This is a genomic window from Alkalimonas amylolytica, from assembly GCF_900107845.1.
Lineage (GTDB): Bacteria > Pseudomonadota > Gammaproteobacteria > Enterobacterales > Alteromonadaceae > Alkalimonas > Alkalimonas amylolytica.
Window position 1 is genome coordinate 517,165 of sequence record NZ_FNRM01000003.1, and the last position, 18,449, is coordinate 535,613.

The 18,449-nt window shown below is 49.0% G+C and carries 15 protein-coding genes; 11 read left to right on the plus strand and 4 right to left on the minus strand.

Annotation, left to right across the window (positions count from 1 at the left end):
• Positions 1 to 42 precede the first annotated feature (42 nt).
• Both BLW37_RS08715 and BLW37_RS08720 read left to right on the plus strand, forming a co-directional pair.
• On the plus strand, positions 43 to 261 hold the full coding sequence (locus BLW37_RS08715) for a hypothetical protein (protein ID WP_091341913.1): 219 nt from the start codon (positions 43 to 45) through the stop codon (positions 259 to 261).
• Between the two features lie 173 nt (positions 262 to 434).
• Positions 435 to 1,724: an NAD(P)/FAD-dependent oxidoreductase gene (locus BLW37_RS08720; protein ID WP_091341915.1), complete on the plus strand. Its 1,290-nt coding sequence runs from the start codon at positions 435 to 437 to the stop codon at positions 1,722 to 1,724.
• Positions 1,725 to 1,757: 33 nt separating this feature from the next.
• Here the strand turns inward: BLW37_RS08720 and hxpB are convergent, their stop codons facing one another.
• The gene (hxpB, locus tag BLW37_RS08725; protein WP_091342053.1) at positions 1,758 to 2,405 is read right to left on the minus strand and encodes a hexitol phosphatase HxpB; all 648 of its coding nucleotides are present in this window, start codon (positions 2,403 to 2,405) and stop codon (positions 1,758 to 1,760) included.
• 236 nt (positions 2,406 to 2,641) lie between these two features.
• On the opposite strand from hxpB, the gene lodA reads away from it, so the two are divergent.
• From lodA to BLW37_RS08760, 7 genes are all read left to right on the plus strand, one after another.
• Positions 2,642 to 4,666, plus strand: coding sequence for a CTQ-dependent lysine 6-oxidase LodA (lodA, locus tag BLW37_RS08730; RefSeq protein ID WP_091341916.1), 2,025 nt, complete (start codon positions 2,642 to 2,644; stop codon positions 4,664 to 4,666).
• Between the two features lie 6 nt (positions 4,667 to 4,672).
• Positions 4,673 to 5,815 (plus strand): lysine-epsilon-oxidase maturase LodB, encoded by a 1,143-nt coding sequence (gene lodB, locus BLW37_RS08735; protein ID WP_091341918.1) that lies wholly within the window; start codon positions 4,673 to 4,675, stop codon positions 5,813 to 5,815.
• A 258-nt stretch (positions 5,816 to 6,073) separates the two neighbouring features.
• The gene (locus BLW37_RS08740) at positions 6,074 to 8,782 is read left to right on the plus strand and encodes an AAA domain-containing protein (protein WP_091341920.1); all 2,709 of its coding nucleotides are present in this window, start codon (positions 6,074 to 6,076) and stop codon (positions 8,780 to 8,782) included.
• 85 nt (positions 8,783 to 8,867) lie between these two features.
• Complete coding sequence (locus BLW37_RS08745; protein ID WP_091341921.1) at positions 8,868 to 12,692, plus strand: hypothetical protein; 3,825 nt, start codon at positions 8,868 to 8,870, stop codon at positions 12,690 to 12,692.
• A gap of 316 nt (positions 12,693 to 13,008) precedes the next feature.
• Positions 13,009 to 13,329 (plus strand): ArsR/SmtB family transcription factor, encoded by a 321-nt coding sequence (locus tag BLW37_RS08750; RefSeq protein ID WP_091341923.1) that lies wholly within the window; start codon positions 13,009 to 13,011, stop codon positions 13,327 to 13,329.
• Between the two features lies 1 nt (position 13,330).
• Positions 13,331 to 13,810 carry an SRPBCC family protein gene (locus tag BLW37_RS08755; protein WP_091341924.1) on the plus strand — a complete coding sequence of 160 codons (480 nt, stop codon included), beginning with the start codon at positions 13,331 to 13,333 and terminating at the stop codon, positions 13,808 to 13,810.
• A gap of 51 nt (positions 13,811 to 13,861) precedes the next feature.
• Entirely contained in the window at positions 13,862 to 14,290 is a 429-nt protein-coding gene (locus BLW37_RS08760; RefSeq protein WP_091341926.1) for an SRPBCC family protein, read from the plus strand.
• Between the two features lie 40 nt (positions 14,291 to 14,330).
• Here the strand turns inward: BLW37_RS08760 and BLW37_RS08765 are convergent, their stop codons facing one another.
• Entirely contained in the window at positions 14,331 to 15,287 is a 957-nt protein-coding gene (locus BLW37_RS08765) for a helix-turn-helix transcriptional regulator (protein ID WP_091341928.1), read from the minus strand.
• Positions 15,288 to 15,524: 237 nt separating this feature from the next.
• Between BLW37_RS08765 and BLW37_RS08770 the strand changes: the two genes are divergently transcribed.
• The gene (locus BLW37_RS08770) at positions 15,525 to 16,154 is read left to right on the plus strand and encodes a glutathione S-transferase family protein (RefSeq protein ID WP_091342055.1); all 630 of its coding nucleotides are present in this window, start codon (positions 15,525 to 15,527) and stop codon (positions 16,152 to 16,154) included.
• A gap of 107 nt (positions 16,155 to 16,261) precedes the next feature.
• On the opposite strand, the gene BLW37_RS08775 is transcribed toward BLW37_RS08770, so the two are convergent.
• A complete protein-coding gene (locus BLW37_RS08775; RefSeq protein ID WP_091341929.1) occupies positions 16,262 to 16,540 on the minus strand; it encodes a hypothetical protein in 279 nt (92 codons plus the stop codon).
• Between the two features lie 328 nt (positions 16,541 to 16,868).
• Here BLW37_RS08775 and BLW37_RS08780 point away from each other — a divergent pair, with 328 nt between their 5' ends.
• Complete coding sequence (locus tag BLW37_RS08780) at positions 16,869 to 17,741, plus strand: ABC transporter substrate-binding protein (RefSeq protein ID WP_139243686.1); 873 nt, start codon at positions 16,869 to 16,871, stop codon at positions 17,739 to 17,741.
• A 13-nt stretch (positions 17,742 to 17,754) separates the two neighbouring features.
• Here BLW37_RS08780 and BLW37_RS08785 read toward each other — a convergent pair whose 3' ends face one another.
• On the minus strand, positions 17,755 to 18,324 hold the full coding sequence (locus BLW37_RS08785; RefSeq protein ID WP_091342057.1) for a dienelactone hydrolase family protein: 570 nt from the start codon (positions 18,322 to 18,324) through the stop codon (positions 17,755 to 17,757).
• Positions 18,325 to 18,449 lie beyond the last annotated feature (125 nt).

The window sequence follows — 18,449 nt, forward strand, 5'->3', positions numbered from 1 at the left end:
CCGCACAATGCGCTTTAGGCTCAACTTAATCTCTGCAACAACATGACCAATGACATTCGCTATCGCTTTGCTACAGCTCAGATTGCCTATCGCTTTTTAAACGAATTGAAGCACTGGCCGGTGGCGGATGTAAAAACCAGCCTGCTGGATGGCGGCCTGGTGGTGAAAGTTCGTTATCAGTTTGATGGCAATGGCTTTGATTACACCCTGGCAGAGCTGGATGAGATGGCCGCCAAACATGGCGGTAGCGAGACAACCTAAGACATGACCAACAACCCAATTGGCTAACTGCACAATTTCCTGCTCCCCTCTCAGTAAATACATAGTGTTGCCAGCTTAAAGGATTTATCATTAGGCATCGGATGCTGCCACCAACGCCCATCACAAAGGCCGCCCAGGAAGAATTATGACGTTAAAAAAAATGGAGTATCACCATGCAAACGATCCTGATTGTTGGGGGCGGCGCCGGCGGACTTGAACTAGCGACCAGGCTGGGGAACACACTGGGCAAATCCGGCCAGGCGCGGATCACTCTGGTGGATAAAAACACCAGCCATATCTGGAAACCTCTGCTGCATGAAGTGGCCAGTGGTTCACTGGATACCGATACCGACGGCGTGATCTACAGTGCCCACGCTGCCAGGCACCATTACCACTTCCAGCATGGCGAATTGATTGGCTTGGATGCTGGGCAAAAACACATTCGACTCGCCGCCATTCATACCGATGCAGGAGAGTTGCTGGTTGCCGAGCGTACACTTTCATACGACACGCTGGTGCTGGCTATCGGCAGCGTCAGCAATGATTTTAACACCCCAGGGGTGAGCCAGCATTGTTACTTCCTTGACTCAGCTCCTCAGGCGTTGCGTTTTCACCGAGCACTGATGAACAACTTTGTCCGCTTCAGCCAACAAAACGATGACCGGGCACTGAATATCGCCATTGTCGGCGGCGGGGCTACCGGGGTCGAATTGGCCGCCGAGCTGTACCATGTGGCTGCCTTAGCCAAGCGCTATGGTTTGTCCGGTATGAGTGCCAAAAAGCTGAAGATTCACCTGCTGGAGGCTGGTCCCAGTATCCTGCCGGCATTACCCAAGCGCATCGCCGATGCAGTGCGCAAAGAGCTCAGCTTGCTTGGCGTGGAGGTGCGGGAAAACACCAAAGTCAGTGCTGCCAATGCAGAGGGTTTTATCACGGCCGATGATCAACTGCTTAGCGCCGAAATGATGGTCTGGGCGGCTGGGGTGAAAGCGCCCGACTTTATCGCCAAACTTGGTATCTTTGAGCTGAACCGCTTGCAGCAAATTCTGGTCACGTCGGAGCTTAAAGCCAAAGGACAGGAAGCCATTTATGTACTTGGTGATTGTTGCGGTTTCCAACAACAGGATGGCAGTTGGGTGCCTCCGCGCGCTCAATCGGCCCATCAAATGGCCAGTCTGGTGGGGCAGAATATTTTGCGGCAACGCCGGCAAAAACCGCTTAAATATTTTGTCTATAAAGATCACGGCTCACTGGTTAATTTAAGCCGCTACAGTACTGTCGGCAACCTGATGGGCAACCTGACCGGCAACAGCATGTTTATTGAAGGCAAGCTGGCGCGCTTTGTTTATATCTCCCTGTACCGCATGCACCAAATCGCCATTCATGGCTGGTGGAAAGGCATGCTGCTGGTTCTGGTAGAGAAAATGAACCGGGCTGTGCGGCCTAAACTCAAGCTGCATTAACAGAATTGCGTTTCCTGGTTTGCGCCTGAGTGCTTAGTGCCACAGGCGCATATCAAACTCGGTCAGGCAGCGGATTTTCGCATCGGCGATGCCAAACTTCTCATGGTGCCACTCTTCGGCTGCCGGAATCGCCACCACTTTCATACCAGCTGCTTTCGCTGCGCTTATGCCGGTGTAAGAGTCTTCAAATACCAGACTGTCGGCTGGTGCTACCCCCAGTTCACTGGCAGCCAACAGGTAAATATCTGGCTCTGGCTTACCCTTTGCCACCATCTCGACACAACAATGCGCAGCAAAATAATGCCGAATGGCTAAGGTATCGAGTGTAGTATCCATCAAATACTGCGATGAATTGGTAGCCAGCCCCACAGGCAAACGGCGCTCACGCAAATACTGCAACAAAGGCTGAACCCCTTTTTTAGCTTCACCCTTGGTTGCGATCGACCGCGCTACCTGAGCAATCACCGCTGCCTCTGTCTCTGCCAAACTCATGCCTTGCCAGGGCGATTGCTGATACCAGAACTTAGCAACAGCCTCGGTGGTCATGCCGGCAGTTTGCCGGGTTTGCTCGGCGGTCAGGGTGACACCGAGCTGACTAAATACCTGCAGCTCAGCCTGTTGCCACATAGGCTCTGAGTCAATCAAGACCCCATCCATATCAAAAATTACCGCTTTGACCACTTTGTCCTCCAACAGAACGCTACCCTGCAGTGCTTTGTCCTCGCACAACGCCTGTGCAGCTTAAAAAACTATCAGGCCTTGCTGATTGAAATTTTGTTTATAACAAAAATATCAGAAACACCCACCAGGAAACTTTTTTATATCAATTTAATATCATAACTTTATGCGTACTCAACCTGGGAAGTACAACTAAGCTTCTGAGACTACGGCACTCACTGCAAACAAGGAATTTATTTATGACCCTTAGCATCCACCCTTCCATTGGTGTAGCCCGATTGGGCAATAGTCCCGGTCAATTTTACCTGGCTCCTGATCAGATTGGCCAGTTGCCATTTGAAGCTGACGCCTACGGCAACCGGCTGGGGCCGGTACAGCATTTCAAAGATGCTGCGGGCCAGGTTCGACGTCAGGGGCAGTTGTTTAAACTGCTAACCGCCGAAGGAGACGAAGTCACCCTGGATAGCCCCAATGTAAAGTCCATCCAATGGACAGTGCATCTGGCCAATAAAAAAGCGGCCTGGTACCAATACAGTGAATTAAAAGGTAATTTATTGTATGGACCACAAAACAGCTATAAAGCACAGGATATCCCATTTCGTAATGCAAGCGTTGAAGGCGAACAAGCCAGACGACAACTCATCATTGACCCAGGCCCGCGTTCAATAAGTGGCAGTCGTCAGAGCATTGGTTTTGATAAGGCCAATGCTCCCGTCGATTATCCGGTCTCCTACCCACCGGCCACAGTCGAATCTGGCACCCCTGTAACCACCTTGGGTAATCTATACACTGACGATGCAGGCCGCCTTATTGTGCTTGGCGGATTTGGCCATGCCGGAGGCAATGAGGAGCTGACAAGTTATGGTGGCTCAGACAGCTGGCATGATGACATCTCCGATGGCCCAGTGTATTGCACCGTCACCTACCTGGATGGCTCTACAGAACAGTTGCAAGCCTGGGTGGTGGTTGGTTCGCCAGATTTTGCACCGGAAATTGTCAATATCTCCACCTTGTCCGACACCATGTTTGATGTAGGTGTCCGCTTCTATAATTTAGTCCCGGAACTCTATTGTAATGACCAGTTTAATCGGGGTTTCAAGGCAAATTATCAACGTGATATTCAGCCACTGGTTGAGCGACTCAGCCGGTACCAATGGGTAGCAAATGTGCAGGCAATGAGCGCCTTTAACTCCAGACAATTTGATTACACCGATAACAGCGAAGCCAATAAAGCCAACCGGCAAAGCTACTTTTCCTACTTTCGAGGTCTGAACAAGGAAGGTGATCCCTCCCCAAATCAGCCACAGCAAACCCTGTTTAAAGACAATTTTCCCATGCTGCCACTGAACTCCGGTAGCAACTCCGTCAGTAATGAGCTGATTATGAAGTTTCTGGCTTTAAACGAAACCCAGCAATTTCTGTTAAGTCAGTGGGCGGAAGGTCATTTTGATGCCGATCCAATGGCTCCACCCTATCCAGTACATCCATTGGATCAAGGCAGTGTCGGTAACTGTGTCGGCTTGCCGATGTGTCCAGGCATCGAGGTAACCTGGAGCATGCAACATCCGGCAGTCTATGCAGCACCATACCGGATCGCTGATCAAAAAGGCCCTGGCGGATACAACAAGACAGGCCTGACGCCATCTCGTGATGAATGCGAAGGTGGAGGTTGTGAGCCAGGCGATTTGACCAAACGAATGGCTTGCCCCTGGCAAGCAGACTTCTTCCAATGCACAGTGCAAACAGTGAACTTTACTGAGCCGGAGGTCAATAAAAGCAAAGGCGCTCCCTTACCCCCAACCTATTACGCTTACTGGTGGCCACCGCAAAGCCCTTGGGATGTGCTCACCGGCGAACTGACACAGGAGGGGCAAGCGGCCTCGCATTTACCCGCCGGCCAACAAATGAATTACGCCCGTGGGATCAACTCCTTTGTGCAGATGGTGGAGCATTGGTCCGCGCTGGCATTTATCCGCAATCAGCACAGCGAGGATGCTCTTTACCCCTACTTCACCGAAACCGAACGCAATAACGAGTTGTTTTGCTACAAGGAAGTCGGCATCGGCCAAATCACCGGCAATAAAGACGATAATGAAACGACCATACCGGTGTTTTATATCGAAACAAATAAAGATACCATCAAAGCGAAATGCACCAGGGCGAAGGCGATGGTGGAAGCGATGGAACAGCGGGCTTTTAAACCCATTGATGTGAGCCCGGATGGCCTCGGTATGCCTCGCTCTGGCACTCGGGTAAGGCGCTGATTTCGCATGGCCCTTCCCCGCATCGAAGCAGATGTTGTGATTATCGGCGCAGGCCCTGCCGGGGCCTGTGCCGCCCTTAGTTTGCTCACCTACTCGTCGTTGAAGGTGGTTCTGTTGGAGCAATCCGACTTCAGCCAACTTCGAGTTGGGGAGCACGTCTCCGACAGCCTGTTTGCACTGCTCGACTACCTGAAGTTAAGCAAAACCGACTTTCCAGAAGGCAGCTTTATGCCTTGTTATGGGGACACCGCCTACTGGGGCAGCGCGATCCCAAGAGAACGCCACAGCATTTTTAACAGCGAAAATGCCAGTGTGCAACTGGCCCGGGAACTGTTCGATTTCACCTTGTTGGAGCATATTCTGGCCAGGGGCGGCACCATCTACCCAAGAACGCAAAGCAAAGCTCAACCGCTGCTTGACTCAGCCGGATGGCTGTTGGATTGCACGCACCCGGAAAAGGCCCCTTTTCAAATCCAGGCCCGCTATCTGATAGACGCCTCTGGCCGCAATAGCACCTTGTGTCGTCAACAAGGGGGAAAGGTCCATAAGCTGGATCAATTGATGGGAGCCGGCTGCTTTTTTTCTTGTCCAGGGCACGGCAGTCAACTACAGCAACACATCATTGAAAGCTGTGAAGATGGGTGGTGGTATGGCGCTTTGCTGCCCAACCAGGGATACGTAGCCACCTTTTTTTCCGATGTCGACATAATCAGTCAGCAGCGCCTCAACCAGCGGCAACACTGGCTTACCCGGTTGCAGCAAAGCCGCCAACTGAAGTATCAGTTGCAAGGCTGCACCATGCTATCGAAACACCCCTGGGTTCGTAATGCCAGCAGTCATTACAGCGACAGCAGTGCCATCAGTCGCTACATCGCTATCGGTGATGCCGCCTGCGCTTTTGATCCCATTTCTTCAATGGGGCTTGGCTTTGCCATTACATCTGCCTGCCATGCCGCCCGTTTAGTTATGGCTGAGCTGGCACAGCTTTCAACCACACCCTCACAAAGCTCATCTTCAGCCAGGCAGCTCTTTCAGCAAGATTTGCGCAACCACTTCTCTGCATTTAAGCAATTACGACAGAAATTCTATCAGGCCGAAAGTCGCTGGACAGAGGCTCCATTCTGGCAACGGCGCCAGGCACTCGCTTAAAACCCGGGATCTTTTGCACTTGGGCAGCCAGCTTGCAGCCAAAGAGAGCTGTTACTGGTTACAGGCTACAGGCACCGCTCAATCATTTTGAGCCTTTGACTATCACCAACCTTTTCTTGTAGCCTAAGCAATAATTTAACGTTAAATCATTTAAACACCTTTGAACCTGAACCCACTATTTCTAGTTCGAATTGGATTTATTTTTTGGCATCGTAACTGATGTTTTGATACCAGCAAGAGTTGGTAGCTAAGGATTCTATGGTTTCGATCCATGTAGCCGGTCAAGACAAAACGAAACAGCTCAGTGATTGGGAAATACGCTGGGACTCCAACCAGAATGAGTTGAAACTGACTTGCCATTTCCCCTCTGGCAAACGCTATTCCCGGCCGCTTAGCGAATGTGAAGTCACCCCCTGCAGAGACGTTCACGGAATGCTGGTCGCAAAAAAAGAAGGCTCTGTCTACAGTGCAACAGAACGTGTGACGATTCTGGGTGAAAAGTATGGGCTTATTCGCTACCCCAATAATCAAAGCGTTTATGCCAAAAAATTGACCGACATTGAGCTTGTCCCAGCAACCACACTCACAAATGACGCCCTCTTCCACTATTTTGTTGCTGTGGCAAAAGCTCGGTCTGAGCATGCAATGGCAGTAGAAAAATCAATTGCCGACAATGTGGTGCGTCAATTTGAAAAAATTCTTCCCCATGCAGACACCGTGCTGCAAGCTTACTGTACAGCTAAGATGCAAGAACGTGTGCCGCAAGGAAATTACATCTACCCGTTTGGCATTAATGAAAGCCAGCTCAAGGCTGTTGAGCATGCTTTCACATCACAGATCAGTCTGATTGAAGGCCCACCAGGCACCGGGAAAACTCAGACGATCCTGAACATCATCGCCAATATTATGCTGCGCGGGGAAAGCGTGGCAATACTATCCAACAACAATGCTGCCGTAGAAAATGTGTACGAAAAGCTCGCCAAACACGGCCTGGATCATGTGGTCGCAAAACTTGGGAACAAGGATAACCGAGAGGCCTTTTTCACAGATGGGACGACCACCTTACAGGAGGAACTCCCCCCTAAGCCTTCCATCGCACAGATACAGACTGTTCTTGCAACCTTGAAGCAACAGCTGCATACCCAGAATGAAATGGTGCAACTGCAAGCTGAAATTGACGAATTAAAAATTGAAAAGAGTTATTTGCGTCAATGGCAAAGCGACAACAAGGTAGACACATCAGCATCGCTGGATAAGTACAGACTCTCCCCCGCCAAAGCAGTGGAGCTGATGGTGTACCTGGCTTACATCAACGAGCGAAAAATCAAGAAAATCACACTGAAGGATCGGATTGAGTTGTTATTCAATCATTGGATACTGCGGATGAAACCTTTTTCAAGTGCAGAGCAGCGCAACACCATGATTTACGCTTTACAACTTCACTACTATGAGCAAACGCTACAGGACAAAAAAGCACAGTTAGCCGCTTTGCAGGAGATGTTAAAGCAAGATAATTTCACCACTTTGCTGGATGAGCTCACCAACAGCTCCATGATCTATCTGAAACACCACCTCAGGGAGCATATCCCTGCGCAAGCAAACTTCGATGCAAAAAATTACCGGCAGCGATTTGATGACTTTATCAAGCGTTACCCAATCATTGGCAGTGGTACGCACTCGATTGTAAACTCTATTGGGACAGGCGCCGTACTTGACTATGTCATTATCGACGAAGCTTCACAGCAGGATATTGTTCCCGGGGTTTTAGCGCTTGGCTGTGCCAGAAACTTGATTGTGGTTGGTGATAGCAAGCAGCTAGCCCATATTCCTGCCACAGTAGGAATCCCCTCTCCCCATGAGTTCTACGACTGTGAAAAATACAGTTTACTCGCCTCGTGCATGGGTGTTTTTCACAACTCACTTCCCCGTACCCTGTTAAAAGAGCACTACCGCTGCCACCCCAGAATCATCCAGTTTTGTAACCAGCAATATTATGACAATCAACTGATCCCGATGCGGCAAGATAACGGTGAAGAAGCACTGACGCTCATTGTCACCGCCCGAGGGAATCACACCAGAAACAATTCGAATCTGCGCGAACTGGACTCCGTGCTTAAGGTGTTTGAAATGCAGGATGGCGTTGAATGGGATAAGACCCAGTCAAGAGGCTTTATTGCCCCCTTCAGGGCACAGGTTAGGTTGTCTGATAGCCATTTACCCTGCGATTTCATTAATGACACTGTCCATAAGTTTCAGGGCCGAGAATGTGAAGAAATCGTCTTTTCTACCGTGCTGGACAAGAAGCAGAGCAGCCAACGAAAGTTAGGCTTTGTCGATGATGCCCGTATGATCAATGTCGCTGTATCCAGAGCCCAGCATAAGTTCACACTCGTCACCGGCGATGATGTCTTCACCACTAATAATGGACACATCGCCGCACTGGTGCGTTACATGGAATATTACGCGGATAAGAAACAAATACACCGGGCGATTGTTGTTTCTGCCTTCGATCTGCTTTACAAAGAATACGACCAGTCCCTGCAAGCATTAAACGAGCGGTTGCGACCGACTGACTCCAAATTTAAATCTGAACAAATCATTGCAGACATACTGCGTTCTGCAATGTCCCAAGAGCCCTACCAGGCACTGATGTTCCACTCCCAGATCGCCTTGAACCAATTGGCTGCCCCCAGCAACGACGCTTTAACAGAGCGGGAGCAGCAATTTTTGATAAATCGGGCCAGCTGTGACTTTGTCATCTACTTCAAAGTGGGCAAGACACCCTTGGGGGTGATTGAAGTGGATGGTGGCTATCACGACTCCCCCGAGCAAGCCGAGCGCGATGCGTTAAAAAATAGCATCTTGGCAAAGGTGAATATTCCACTGCTGCGCCTGAGAACGATCGGAAGCCATATCGAAGAGAAAGTCACCACATTTATAGCCACATGGGCAAGAAAAACGAACTAATAGCCACACCCAGTAAAGCCTGATATGTTGCCATCAGTTAGGTTCCCATTTCTTAAATAGTGGCGAAGAATCAATTGAGGGATCAATGGTACTTTTTGAGCTCGCACCAGTAGATATTTCCAACTTAAACGACGCTGACTTAAGAGAGTTAGTCGCACGTCTATGCGAGGCTGAATTAAGCCGGCAAGGCATCTCATCAGTTCATATAAAATGGGGCGGAGCACAAGAAGCGCCCGACGGTGGTCTTGATGTTTATGTACAAGATGTCGGCTCATTGCCTTCACCAGGCTTTGTACCCCGCATAAACACCGGCATTCAAGTAAAGAAAAATAGTATGAGTAAAGCTGCCTGCGCTAAAGAAATGCAGGATAGTGGCAGTGTAAAAAAAATAATATCCAGTCTCGCAGACAATCACGGTGCTTACATCATTGTCAGCGGGAAGGATCGTTGCTCAGACAGAATGCTTTCCGATCGTATTTCAGGCATGGCATCAGCGATTACAGGTTTGCCGAACAAGGAAAACCTTAAACTTGATTTTTATTGCAGTGACCGACTTTGCAATTGGTTAAGGCAGCATCCTGGGGTTGCACTTTGGGCCAGAATAAAACTCGGCAAACCGCTCTCTGGTTGGAAGCCATTTAGACGCTGGACTTCAGTACCAGCTAACAAAGAAGATGAATTACTCCTTGATGATCATCCCTGCGTAAGGGATCTCAACTCCCCAGATAAAAGCGCCGTTGCACTTATCGACGGAATAAAATTAGCCAGAGATAAACTACGTAATCCCTGCAGTGCAGTTAGGATTACCGGATTGTCAGGTGTTGGCAAAACACGGTTTGCCCAAGCGTTATTTGAAGCCGGAACTGGTGAAAATGTGTTGTCATCAACCGGCGTAATTTATGCTGATTTAGGCGAAGATTTAAAACCTTCGGCTGCAGAACTACTGACTTATTTAATTGCCAACGATTATGCAGCCTTTGTAGTGCTTGATAACTGCAATCCGGATGTGCACAGGCAGTTGCAAAGGCAGCTGTCAGAGAGCAATGCAAGGTTAAGTTTGCTGACGATTGAATATGATATTTCTGATGATAAACCGGAAGAGACTGATGTCATCCACCTAGAGCCTGCCAGCGAGAAGACAGTTTCATCACTTATTCAAAGACGCTTTCCAGAACTAGGACAGCTCAACGCAGACAGGATCGCTGAGTTTGCTGGAGGTAATGCGCGCGTAGCAATAGCATTAGCTAATCGGGTAGATGCCGATGAAACACTGACTAAGTTTTCTGACGATGCACTTTTCAAACGGTTGTTTAGTCAGCGGAAAGAGCACTCTGTCAGCTTATTACACAATGCTGAACTCCTGTCTCTGGTTTATTCATTCAATGTTTCAGCAAAAGAATTTAACGACGAATTAAGCGTATTCGCACAGATCGGGGATGTTACGCGGAAGTCACTGCACAAAGACCAAGCCGAATTACTCCGCCGTCAGCTCGTTCAACAGCGCGGTCACTGGCGGGCAGTTTTACCACATGCTCTTGCTAATCGGTTAGCGAGTAGAGCACTGGAAAGTATTGCTCCAGATGAGATCAATGCAGAACTGTTTAAACCTGAGAATATCCGGCTACTTAAATCCTGTGCGCACCGGCTGGGCTATTTGCATGATTGCCAAGCCGCACATGAGCTCGCGAGCAGTTGGCTCCAACCCGGAGCACCACTACATAACATAGCTTCAGGCGATGTACAGCAAATTGCCATACTGACTTATATAGCTCCGGTCTTTCCTGCCACTGCGTTAGCTGCAATTGAAAGAGCATGTGTCGATAAAAAGTTCGCTTCCAGAAAGAACACCTATTTTTCAACTGTTGTCGGATTGCTCTGCAAGCTTGCGTATGAAGATAACATGTTTGATAGAGCTGCCACTGTGCTAGTGAAATTCGCTGAAACAGAAAATAAAGATGAAAATAACGACAGTATAGTTAACAAGCTTAGTCAGCTATTTTCACTATATCTTTCAGGTACTCAAGCAACCCCGGAACGCAGACAGAAGTTTCTGCGGCACTTACATTGTAGCGATAACAAAAGGTACCAAGAAATAGCAGAAAAGCTATTCAGTTCCGCTTTTGAAGCATACCACTGGTCTTCCTTTGGCGGTTTTAGCTTTGGTGCACGCAAACGAGATTGGGGCTGGCGACCTCAGACAAATGCAGATGTAAAAACATGGTATGAAGGATTTATTGAAATTTTAAAACCAGGTCTTGAGTCAGCTGATGAAAACATTAGAAATCACAACCGGAGTATTTTAGTCTCTAACTTCCGAGGCCTTTGGTCAGAAGCGCATTGCTTTAAAACTCTTGAAAACTTAATTACAAAGCAAAATGAGCTAAAGCACTGGCCAGAGATGTTACTAGCAGTAAAGCAAACCCTGCATTATGATAAAAGTGCCCATTCTCCAGAGCTACTCATCTTATTGCAAAGCTTAGAAAAAAAACTTACACCATCAAGTTTCATTGAAGATTTGGAATACCATCTATTCTCCAGCATACACACCCTCACAGAACACTGCGAAGATGAATATCCAGAAAGTTATCAAGCTATCTGCAAGAAGATTACTTCTTTCGGTGAAATGGTCGCATCACAGTCTGAGATATTGGAGTCTTTGGCACCGCAGCTTTGGATTACAGATAGAGATTCAATCTGGTTATTCGGCAAAGGGCTTGCACAAGGAAGCCAAGATAAAACCGAAGCGTTTACCTATCTTGTATCGTTAATGCAGAAGCAAAAACGAACGATGGTGTATCCAAATTTATTTGCTGGTTTCATAAGCGCTGTCTATACAGAAAATTCTGTACAAGCGGAACAGCTTCAAGCACAAACACTATTGATCCCTGAGCTGCAGCAGCACTTTGTTTACTTGTTGTGTAGCACGCCGATAAACCAGTGGGGTGCAAATAAGTTAGTCGAAGTTGCAAAGCATGGTCTTGTTGAAGCATCGAAATTTCAACGTCTAAGCCGTGGCCGTATACATGAAACAATTAGTGACAATGACTTTGCAGAAATTCTCAATGCCGTGAGCAAGCTAGAAAATGGCATATTCTCTGTAATTGAAATACTTAGCATGCGCTTTTACATCGATAAAAAAAGCACTTATGTGCCCCAAGACATCCTAAAAAAGCTCGGCCGTACGACTATTTATCGGCTACTTTCATTAGATAAAGATAACGTTCATTATAATCAGCTATTTGGCCTGGATCGAGTTATCGAACTTTGCATAACTGAAACAGCACCACAGAATGAAATTGTTAATATTATTGATTGCCTCTGTGATGGTTTAAGTAACTATCGGCTCTTCAGGCCTGATATCACCAAAATAATTTCGGCTGTGGTTAAAAGCTTCCCTGAACTTGTACTAGATCGCGTGCTTAAAGATGTGGATAACCAAGGCCACCTCACATATTACCTATTTAAAGATAACTCCTCACGACACGTTTCTTACCTTAATCAGGTACCAGCAAAACGTGTTCTGGCTTGGTGTAATAAAGAAGAAACGCGCATAAAAATAGTAGCAAAATCCATTTCCGCGTATAAGCGTTTACCCAACGAGCCAGACCAAGATGGAAACCTGAGGGTTACAACTTTGACTGAACATGCACTGGCACTACTCGACATTGCTCAAGATAAGCTAGCTATAGCTGAATCGATATACAAAGATATCTGCCCAACCTCTTGGTTAGGTTCAAGAGCAGATATCATGGAAGAACGAGCAAGAGCTTTTGCTGTACTTACCAATCATGTTACACCTGAGATAAGAGAGTTTGCTAAATCAAAAATGATCATACTTGAGCAAGTAATTAAGAAAACACGAGAGCAAGAAGCTGCAGAAAATAACGAGCGAGAACAACGTTTTGAGTAATTGCAAATGCTCCCCCCATACAGCTTGATGAAGCAGTGAGTCAAAGTTGCTAAAAACAGAATATTGAACACCCTCGAACCACCAGCCACACCGATGAATTCTGCTTTGTAAACTGCCAATACAGAGCAACTGCGCTACCCAACATTCACACCGCAGCTGCACTTTCCCCTACTGGCCGCATGCCATAAATAGTACTTTTCCTAACCGGCGGCCAATACTCGTTCACTGCCACTCCAAAGGTACCAACCATAACCTAGCCCAAATAGTTTGGCACACAACATTTGACATGCAACCAAATAGTTGCATAATATAATCTATGACGTCAGACTCACACGACATTTTTAAAGCACTGGCCGATCCCTGTCGCCGCGAGCTGCTTGATCGCTTAACTGAAGAAAACGGCCAGACGCTGGGTTCGCTCTGTGAGCGCATGGCCATCAGTCGTCAGGGCGTCACGAAGCATCTGGCGCTGCTCGAGGCCGCCAATCTGGTAGTGGTGGTTTGGCGCGGCAGAGAAAAGCTGCATTACTTAAACCCAGAGCCAATCCAGCAGATCTATCAGCGTTGGCTTGGCAAGTTCGAACCGCAGCGACTGCAAGCGCTCGCCACCTTAAAACAAGCTCTGGAGGACAAATAACATGACCGCCACAAACTTTGTCTATGTCACCTATATCGATACCAGCCCAGAGCAACTATGGCAGGCACTGACCAGTGCTGAGTTTACCCGGCAGTACTGGGGGCAACGTGGTATTGAATCCAGCTGGCAAGTCGGGGCTGTGGTACAACTGCTGAAAGAAGACGGTTCACTGGATTGGTCTGGACAGGTGCTGGAAGCAGAGCCTCCAAGACGCTTGTGTTACACCTTTCATCCTGCTACCGATGATGAGATGCCTGGTTACCAGGGACAAAGAGTAGACCTGACCCGGCCTGAACAACCATCCAGAGTGACTTTCGTGATAGAGCCATACCTGGGCAAAGTAAAGCTGACCCTGACGCATGATCAGTTTGAACCGGGCAGTAAAGTGCTGCCGGGGGTGAGTAACGGCTGGCCAGTGATTCTTGCTGGTCTGAAATCGTTGCTGGAAGGCAACGCAGTGCTATTCCCCGATTGGCGCTAACGGCGACGAATGCCCCAAAACACAATCCACCCAATCACTACCGGAGGACCTATGATCAACATTGAACAGATTCAGTACATCAAAGCACCCGCATCGCAGGTGTATCAGGCACTCACCACAGCGGCGGGTTTAGCCGCTATCTGGACAAAAGAGCTGACGTTTAGCGCCGAGCCTGGTGCCATCAATGAATTCCGGTTTGGTGATGAAACACCCACAAAAATGCAAATCACCGCCCTCACGCCAAATCAGCGTATGGACTGGCTTTGTCTGGATTCAGATCCTGAATGGATAGGTACCCGTGTTTGCTTTGAACTGCAAGAGAGCAATGGCAAAACCGCCGTCACTTTGCAGCATGCCGACTGGCGGGAACTCACCGACTTCTATCGGTTTTGTAACTACAACTGGGCCATCTTTCTACTGAGCCTGAAACAGTATTGCGAGTCTGGTACGGGCATTAATTTTCAGGCACGCAGCTTTTAACTACCGAGCCCTCGCAGCATAAACTATGCCTTACCACCACTCACTGCGCCTGACCAGCCAGTCGCAGCAAACGCTGCGCCTGCTTGTTAAGTGCTTGCCTGAGCTCCGGTGGCTCCAGAATGGTGAAATCAAACGGCAGTTGGCTCAGCCAGAGGGCGATGCAATCGCAGTTGTCGATTTGAAAGCTCAGCAGCAAACCACCGACCTGCGGTTTTAACAAGGAGGCGGTTAAACCAAGATGCTCAGCAGCCGTCGTTAAGTCGGTATGCAGCATGACTTTTACTGCTAAATTGCCAGGCATCTGATTCAGGCTGGCATTAAAATGCTCTGCCGCATTAAAGTTCGCTGGCCGGGTAAAGGTCTGCTCCAGCAATGTCAGTTGCTGAATACGATCCAGCCGGAAAATACGCAGATCCTGGCGTAAATGGCAGTAACCACTCAGGTACCAGTGCTGGCGGCGAAACAGCAAACCATAGGGATCCACCCGCCGCTCTACCGGCTCGGTATGGTAGGACGCATAACGGATCTGCACCGCGCGCTGCTGCTCCAGCGCATCCAGCAACGGCGATAATGGCAATCCCCGACTGGCTGGTGCAGGCTCCGGCAACATCAGATTGATGGTATCGGCAATCAGCCGGGTACGGGATTTCAACTTCGCAGGCATCACCCGTTCCAGTTTCGCCTGCACACTGCTGATAGCCGCTTCCGTCTCGGCCAGGTTTAACTTTTTCGCGGCCAACAAACCAAGTGATAACGCCAGGGTTTCTTCATGGGTAAACATCATCGGCGGCAATTTGTAACCAGCCACCAGCATATAGCCGCCATCGCGCCCCAGCTCTGTGGTCACAGGTATGCCCAGTGCTTCCAGCGCCTGAATATAGCGCCGCACCGTGCGCTTATCCACACCAAGCTGCTGCGCTATCTCAGTGCCGTTTAAACGCGAATGCGATTGCAACAGTTCCAGCAAGGTCAGTACCCGCACCGTGGGGCCACTCATAACAGCTGCCTTTGTGTCATCCCATCCCCCAGTGCTTTGCTATGCTTTATGCACATAATCGCTCTGCTGTCTGCAAACGATCAAAGTGAAACTAAAAGTGCAACTATAGCCGAAAATTAGGACGTATTCTGCCCTAGATGAGTTGTACTCTTGGATCAGCGGAAAACCGCCACACTGCCAGGCCAGATCACTGACCAGGTGCAAAAGTTACCAGCAACAAGGAATACCACAATGGCAATGCACGAATTAACCTTATACACCAACCCCAACTCCCGCGGCCGTATTGTCCGCTGGCTACTGGAAGAACTGGGAGTCCCTTACCAGGTGAAGCTACTGCAGTACGGTGGTGAAATGAAGTCCGCCGATTTTCTGGCGCTGAACCCAATGGGCAAAGTACCGGCACTGACCCACGGCAATGTGGTGGTCACCGAAGCCGCCGCCATCTGCGCTTACCTGGCCGATCACTTTGCCGAAAAACAACTGGCACCCGATCCACAAAGCCCGGAGCGCGCGGCCTACTATCGTTGGCTGTTCTTTGTTGCCGGGCCACTGGAAATGGCAACCAGCGCCAAAGCCTACGACTGGCGCATTGATGCCGACAATGCGCCGGCGGTGGGCTCTGGTTTCTATCAGGATACGATCAATACCCTGGAAACGGCGTTAGCCAATGGCCCCTACCTCTGTGGTGAACAGTTTACCGCCGCCGATGTCTATGTGGGCAGCCATATTATGTGGGGCTTGATGTTCAAAACCATCGAACCAAGGCCTGTTTTTACCGAGTACACAGCAAAGCTCGGCGCTCGTGCAGCGGCCATCCGGGCCAATGAACTGGATGATGCACTGCTGGAAAAAACTAGCCAGGGGTAAGGCTGGCTGTTGCCATCAGTTCGGACGCACACAACCATACTGCCGGGGCTATCTGTATGCCCCGGCAGCTGCTTTGCGCGATCCCAGGTTAAATTAAGCTGAAGCGACTAACGGATCAATCTGGCCAGGCATTGGCCAAAAGCTTCAGTCTCAGCCGAGCGGTCTTGCTCAGTGCCATCAGAGATAGACATTTCACCCGAAAGTTGTGGCGAACCACTGGTCGTATCCACAATGCCCATCACTTCAAAGGTGTAAACCTGGCCTTGCGGCAACAAGCTGGCACATTGTTCAATGGTATTCATTGCTGGCTGTGAAGCGGTAGCAACGCTGATAACAGCTACGGCAATTCCAGCAACAACAATAGCTAAAGCAATCAAAGTACGCATAAATCCTCCAGTTCAATAAGGCACTATGCCTGATAGCGAATCGACTCCTTCAGGAAGCAGAAAACTCCCCAATACACTACCAGGATGTTTCTTTCCATCACTTCGCTGCAAGCAAGTTAGCCAGCAGCCACAAAAAGATCAACAACTTTTATCAGGCTGTAAAAAATAAGCTTTCTGCCTGAGGTTTAGCAAGCTGCCGTCCCCGAACCGGGTTCGCATGAACAACCATGCTGAGGTATACTGCTTCGCCAGCCATGGCTTTGGTGGCTGGTCATTTTGTTTATTAGCGAGACTAAGACAGTGGGGTTAGGCAATGAAGGAGCCAAAGGTGATACTCATAACGTATCTCTTTTTTGCGTTTAGTGCACTACCTACCATGGCACAAGAGCGGGCACAACATGAGGTGCATTCGCTGAATTGGGTGATTAATACCGCCCCTCCCTTTCATATTGTAAATGGCCCTCTGGCTGGCCAGGGAATTTGTGATGCGCTTATCAATGTCATTGATGCGCATCTACCTGAGCTTAACAGTGAGCGCTTGGTGCTACCACAGTCCCGCATTCGCAAACAATTTGAGCGCAAGGAAGATCAATGTTTTCCTTGCATGATTTATCGCCCGATACCGGGCGATACCATTCAAAGCAAACCCACTCACTTTTATTACCCGCATGGCATTATCACGACCTCAGAAAAAGCGGAGGTTATCAAAAAGCGTCATGGTCATCCGGTTCGCCTAGCCAGTTTAATGAGCGACCGCGTCTTTCGATTTGGTTATCCTGATGGTCGCCATTACCCTGCGGTGCAGCATATTTTGGATAGCACTGAGCAAAGCAGCACTACCAGAATTACTCATACCGGTGAAAATGCGACCGTAGCAATTCTCTCCATGATAAAAAAAGGTCGAATTGATTACACCCTTGAGTATCAAATTCTGCACAATTTTGAACTAGCCGAGCATGCCACTAGCAATTTGGTATTTTTGCCAGTTGCAGAAACCCAAGGCCAGCATGTGCTGGGTGCTGTCGGCTGTACCAATACGGAATGGGGCCAAGCGGCCATACAAAAAATCAATCAGGTGCTGCCTCAGGTACGGCAGCACCCGGAATTTTTGCAGGTGTTAGCGCTTTGGTTTAATGATGAACCGGAGTCCGCCCCATACTTTGAGTTATTGCGATCTCGTGTTTGGCAAACCACAGACTAAACCAGCAGCTGCCCTACATAGCAGCGAACTCCATTAATAATCCCAGATGCTGTTGATAACCAAGCTCACTATAAGCGGCTGATGCCGGGTTCATAAAGCCATGTTGCCATACTGTGCTGCTGGCTTGAACACCCGGCAGCTGTGACAAAGCAGCACAGGCTGCGCGAACATCCAACTGCGGCTCACTGGCACCGAAAATAACGTGTACCGGTGCGCCGGGGCTAAGCGTAAGGTAGGGCTGAATCTGCCCCGGATAAAACAATACGGCTTGTTGTACCAGGCTGGCATCCGGCTTAGCCAACGCACGCCAGAGCGCACTGGCACCGGCGCTAAAACCAATGGCAACTGCCAAGGGATCCGTGTATTCGGTTAACGTCTGCCGCACCAGGCTGGCATAATGATCATGGCCACAACATTCGGTGTAGGCCTGATACGCTTGCTGCTCATCGCTGAACGACTGCGGCTGCCCCTGATAAGGGTCCAGCACATGGATGCTGCATTCGGACACCGCCAGATCCTGCAACAGCTGCCGCAGCCCCTGGCACTGGCCAAAAATATCGCTGACAATCAATAGTTTTTGCATCGTATTCAATCGGTAGCTGTAAGGATCACTTTTCGCAAAAGTCTTCCATGTTGCTATGGTAAAAGCAAGCCAAAGCATGTTTCTGAACCTCGGAAAAAAATAGGCACTCATCAATTCACACCCGC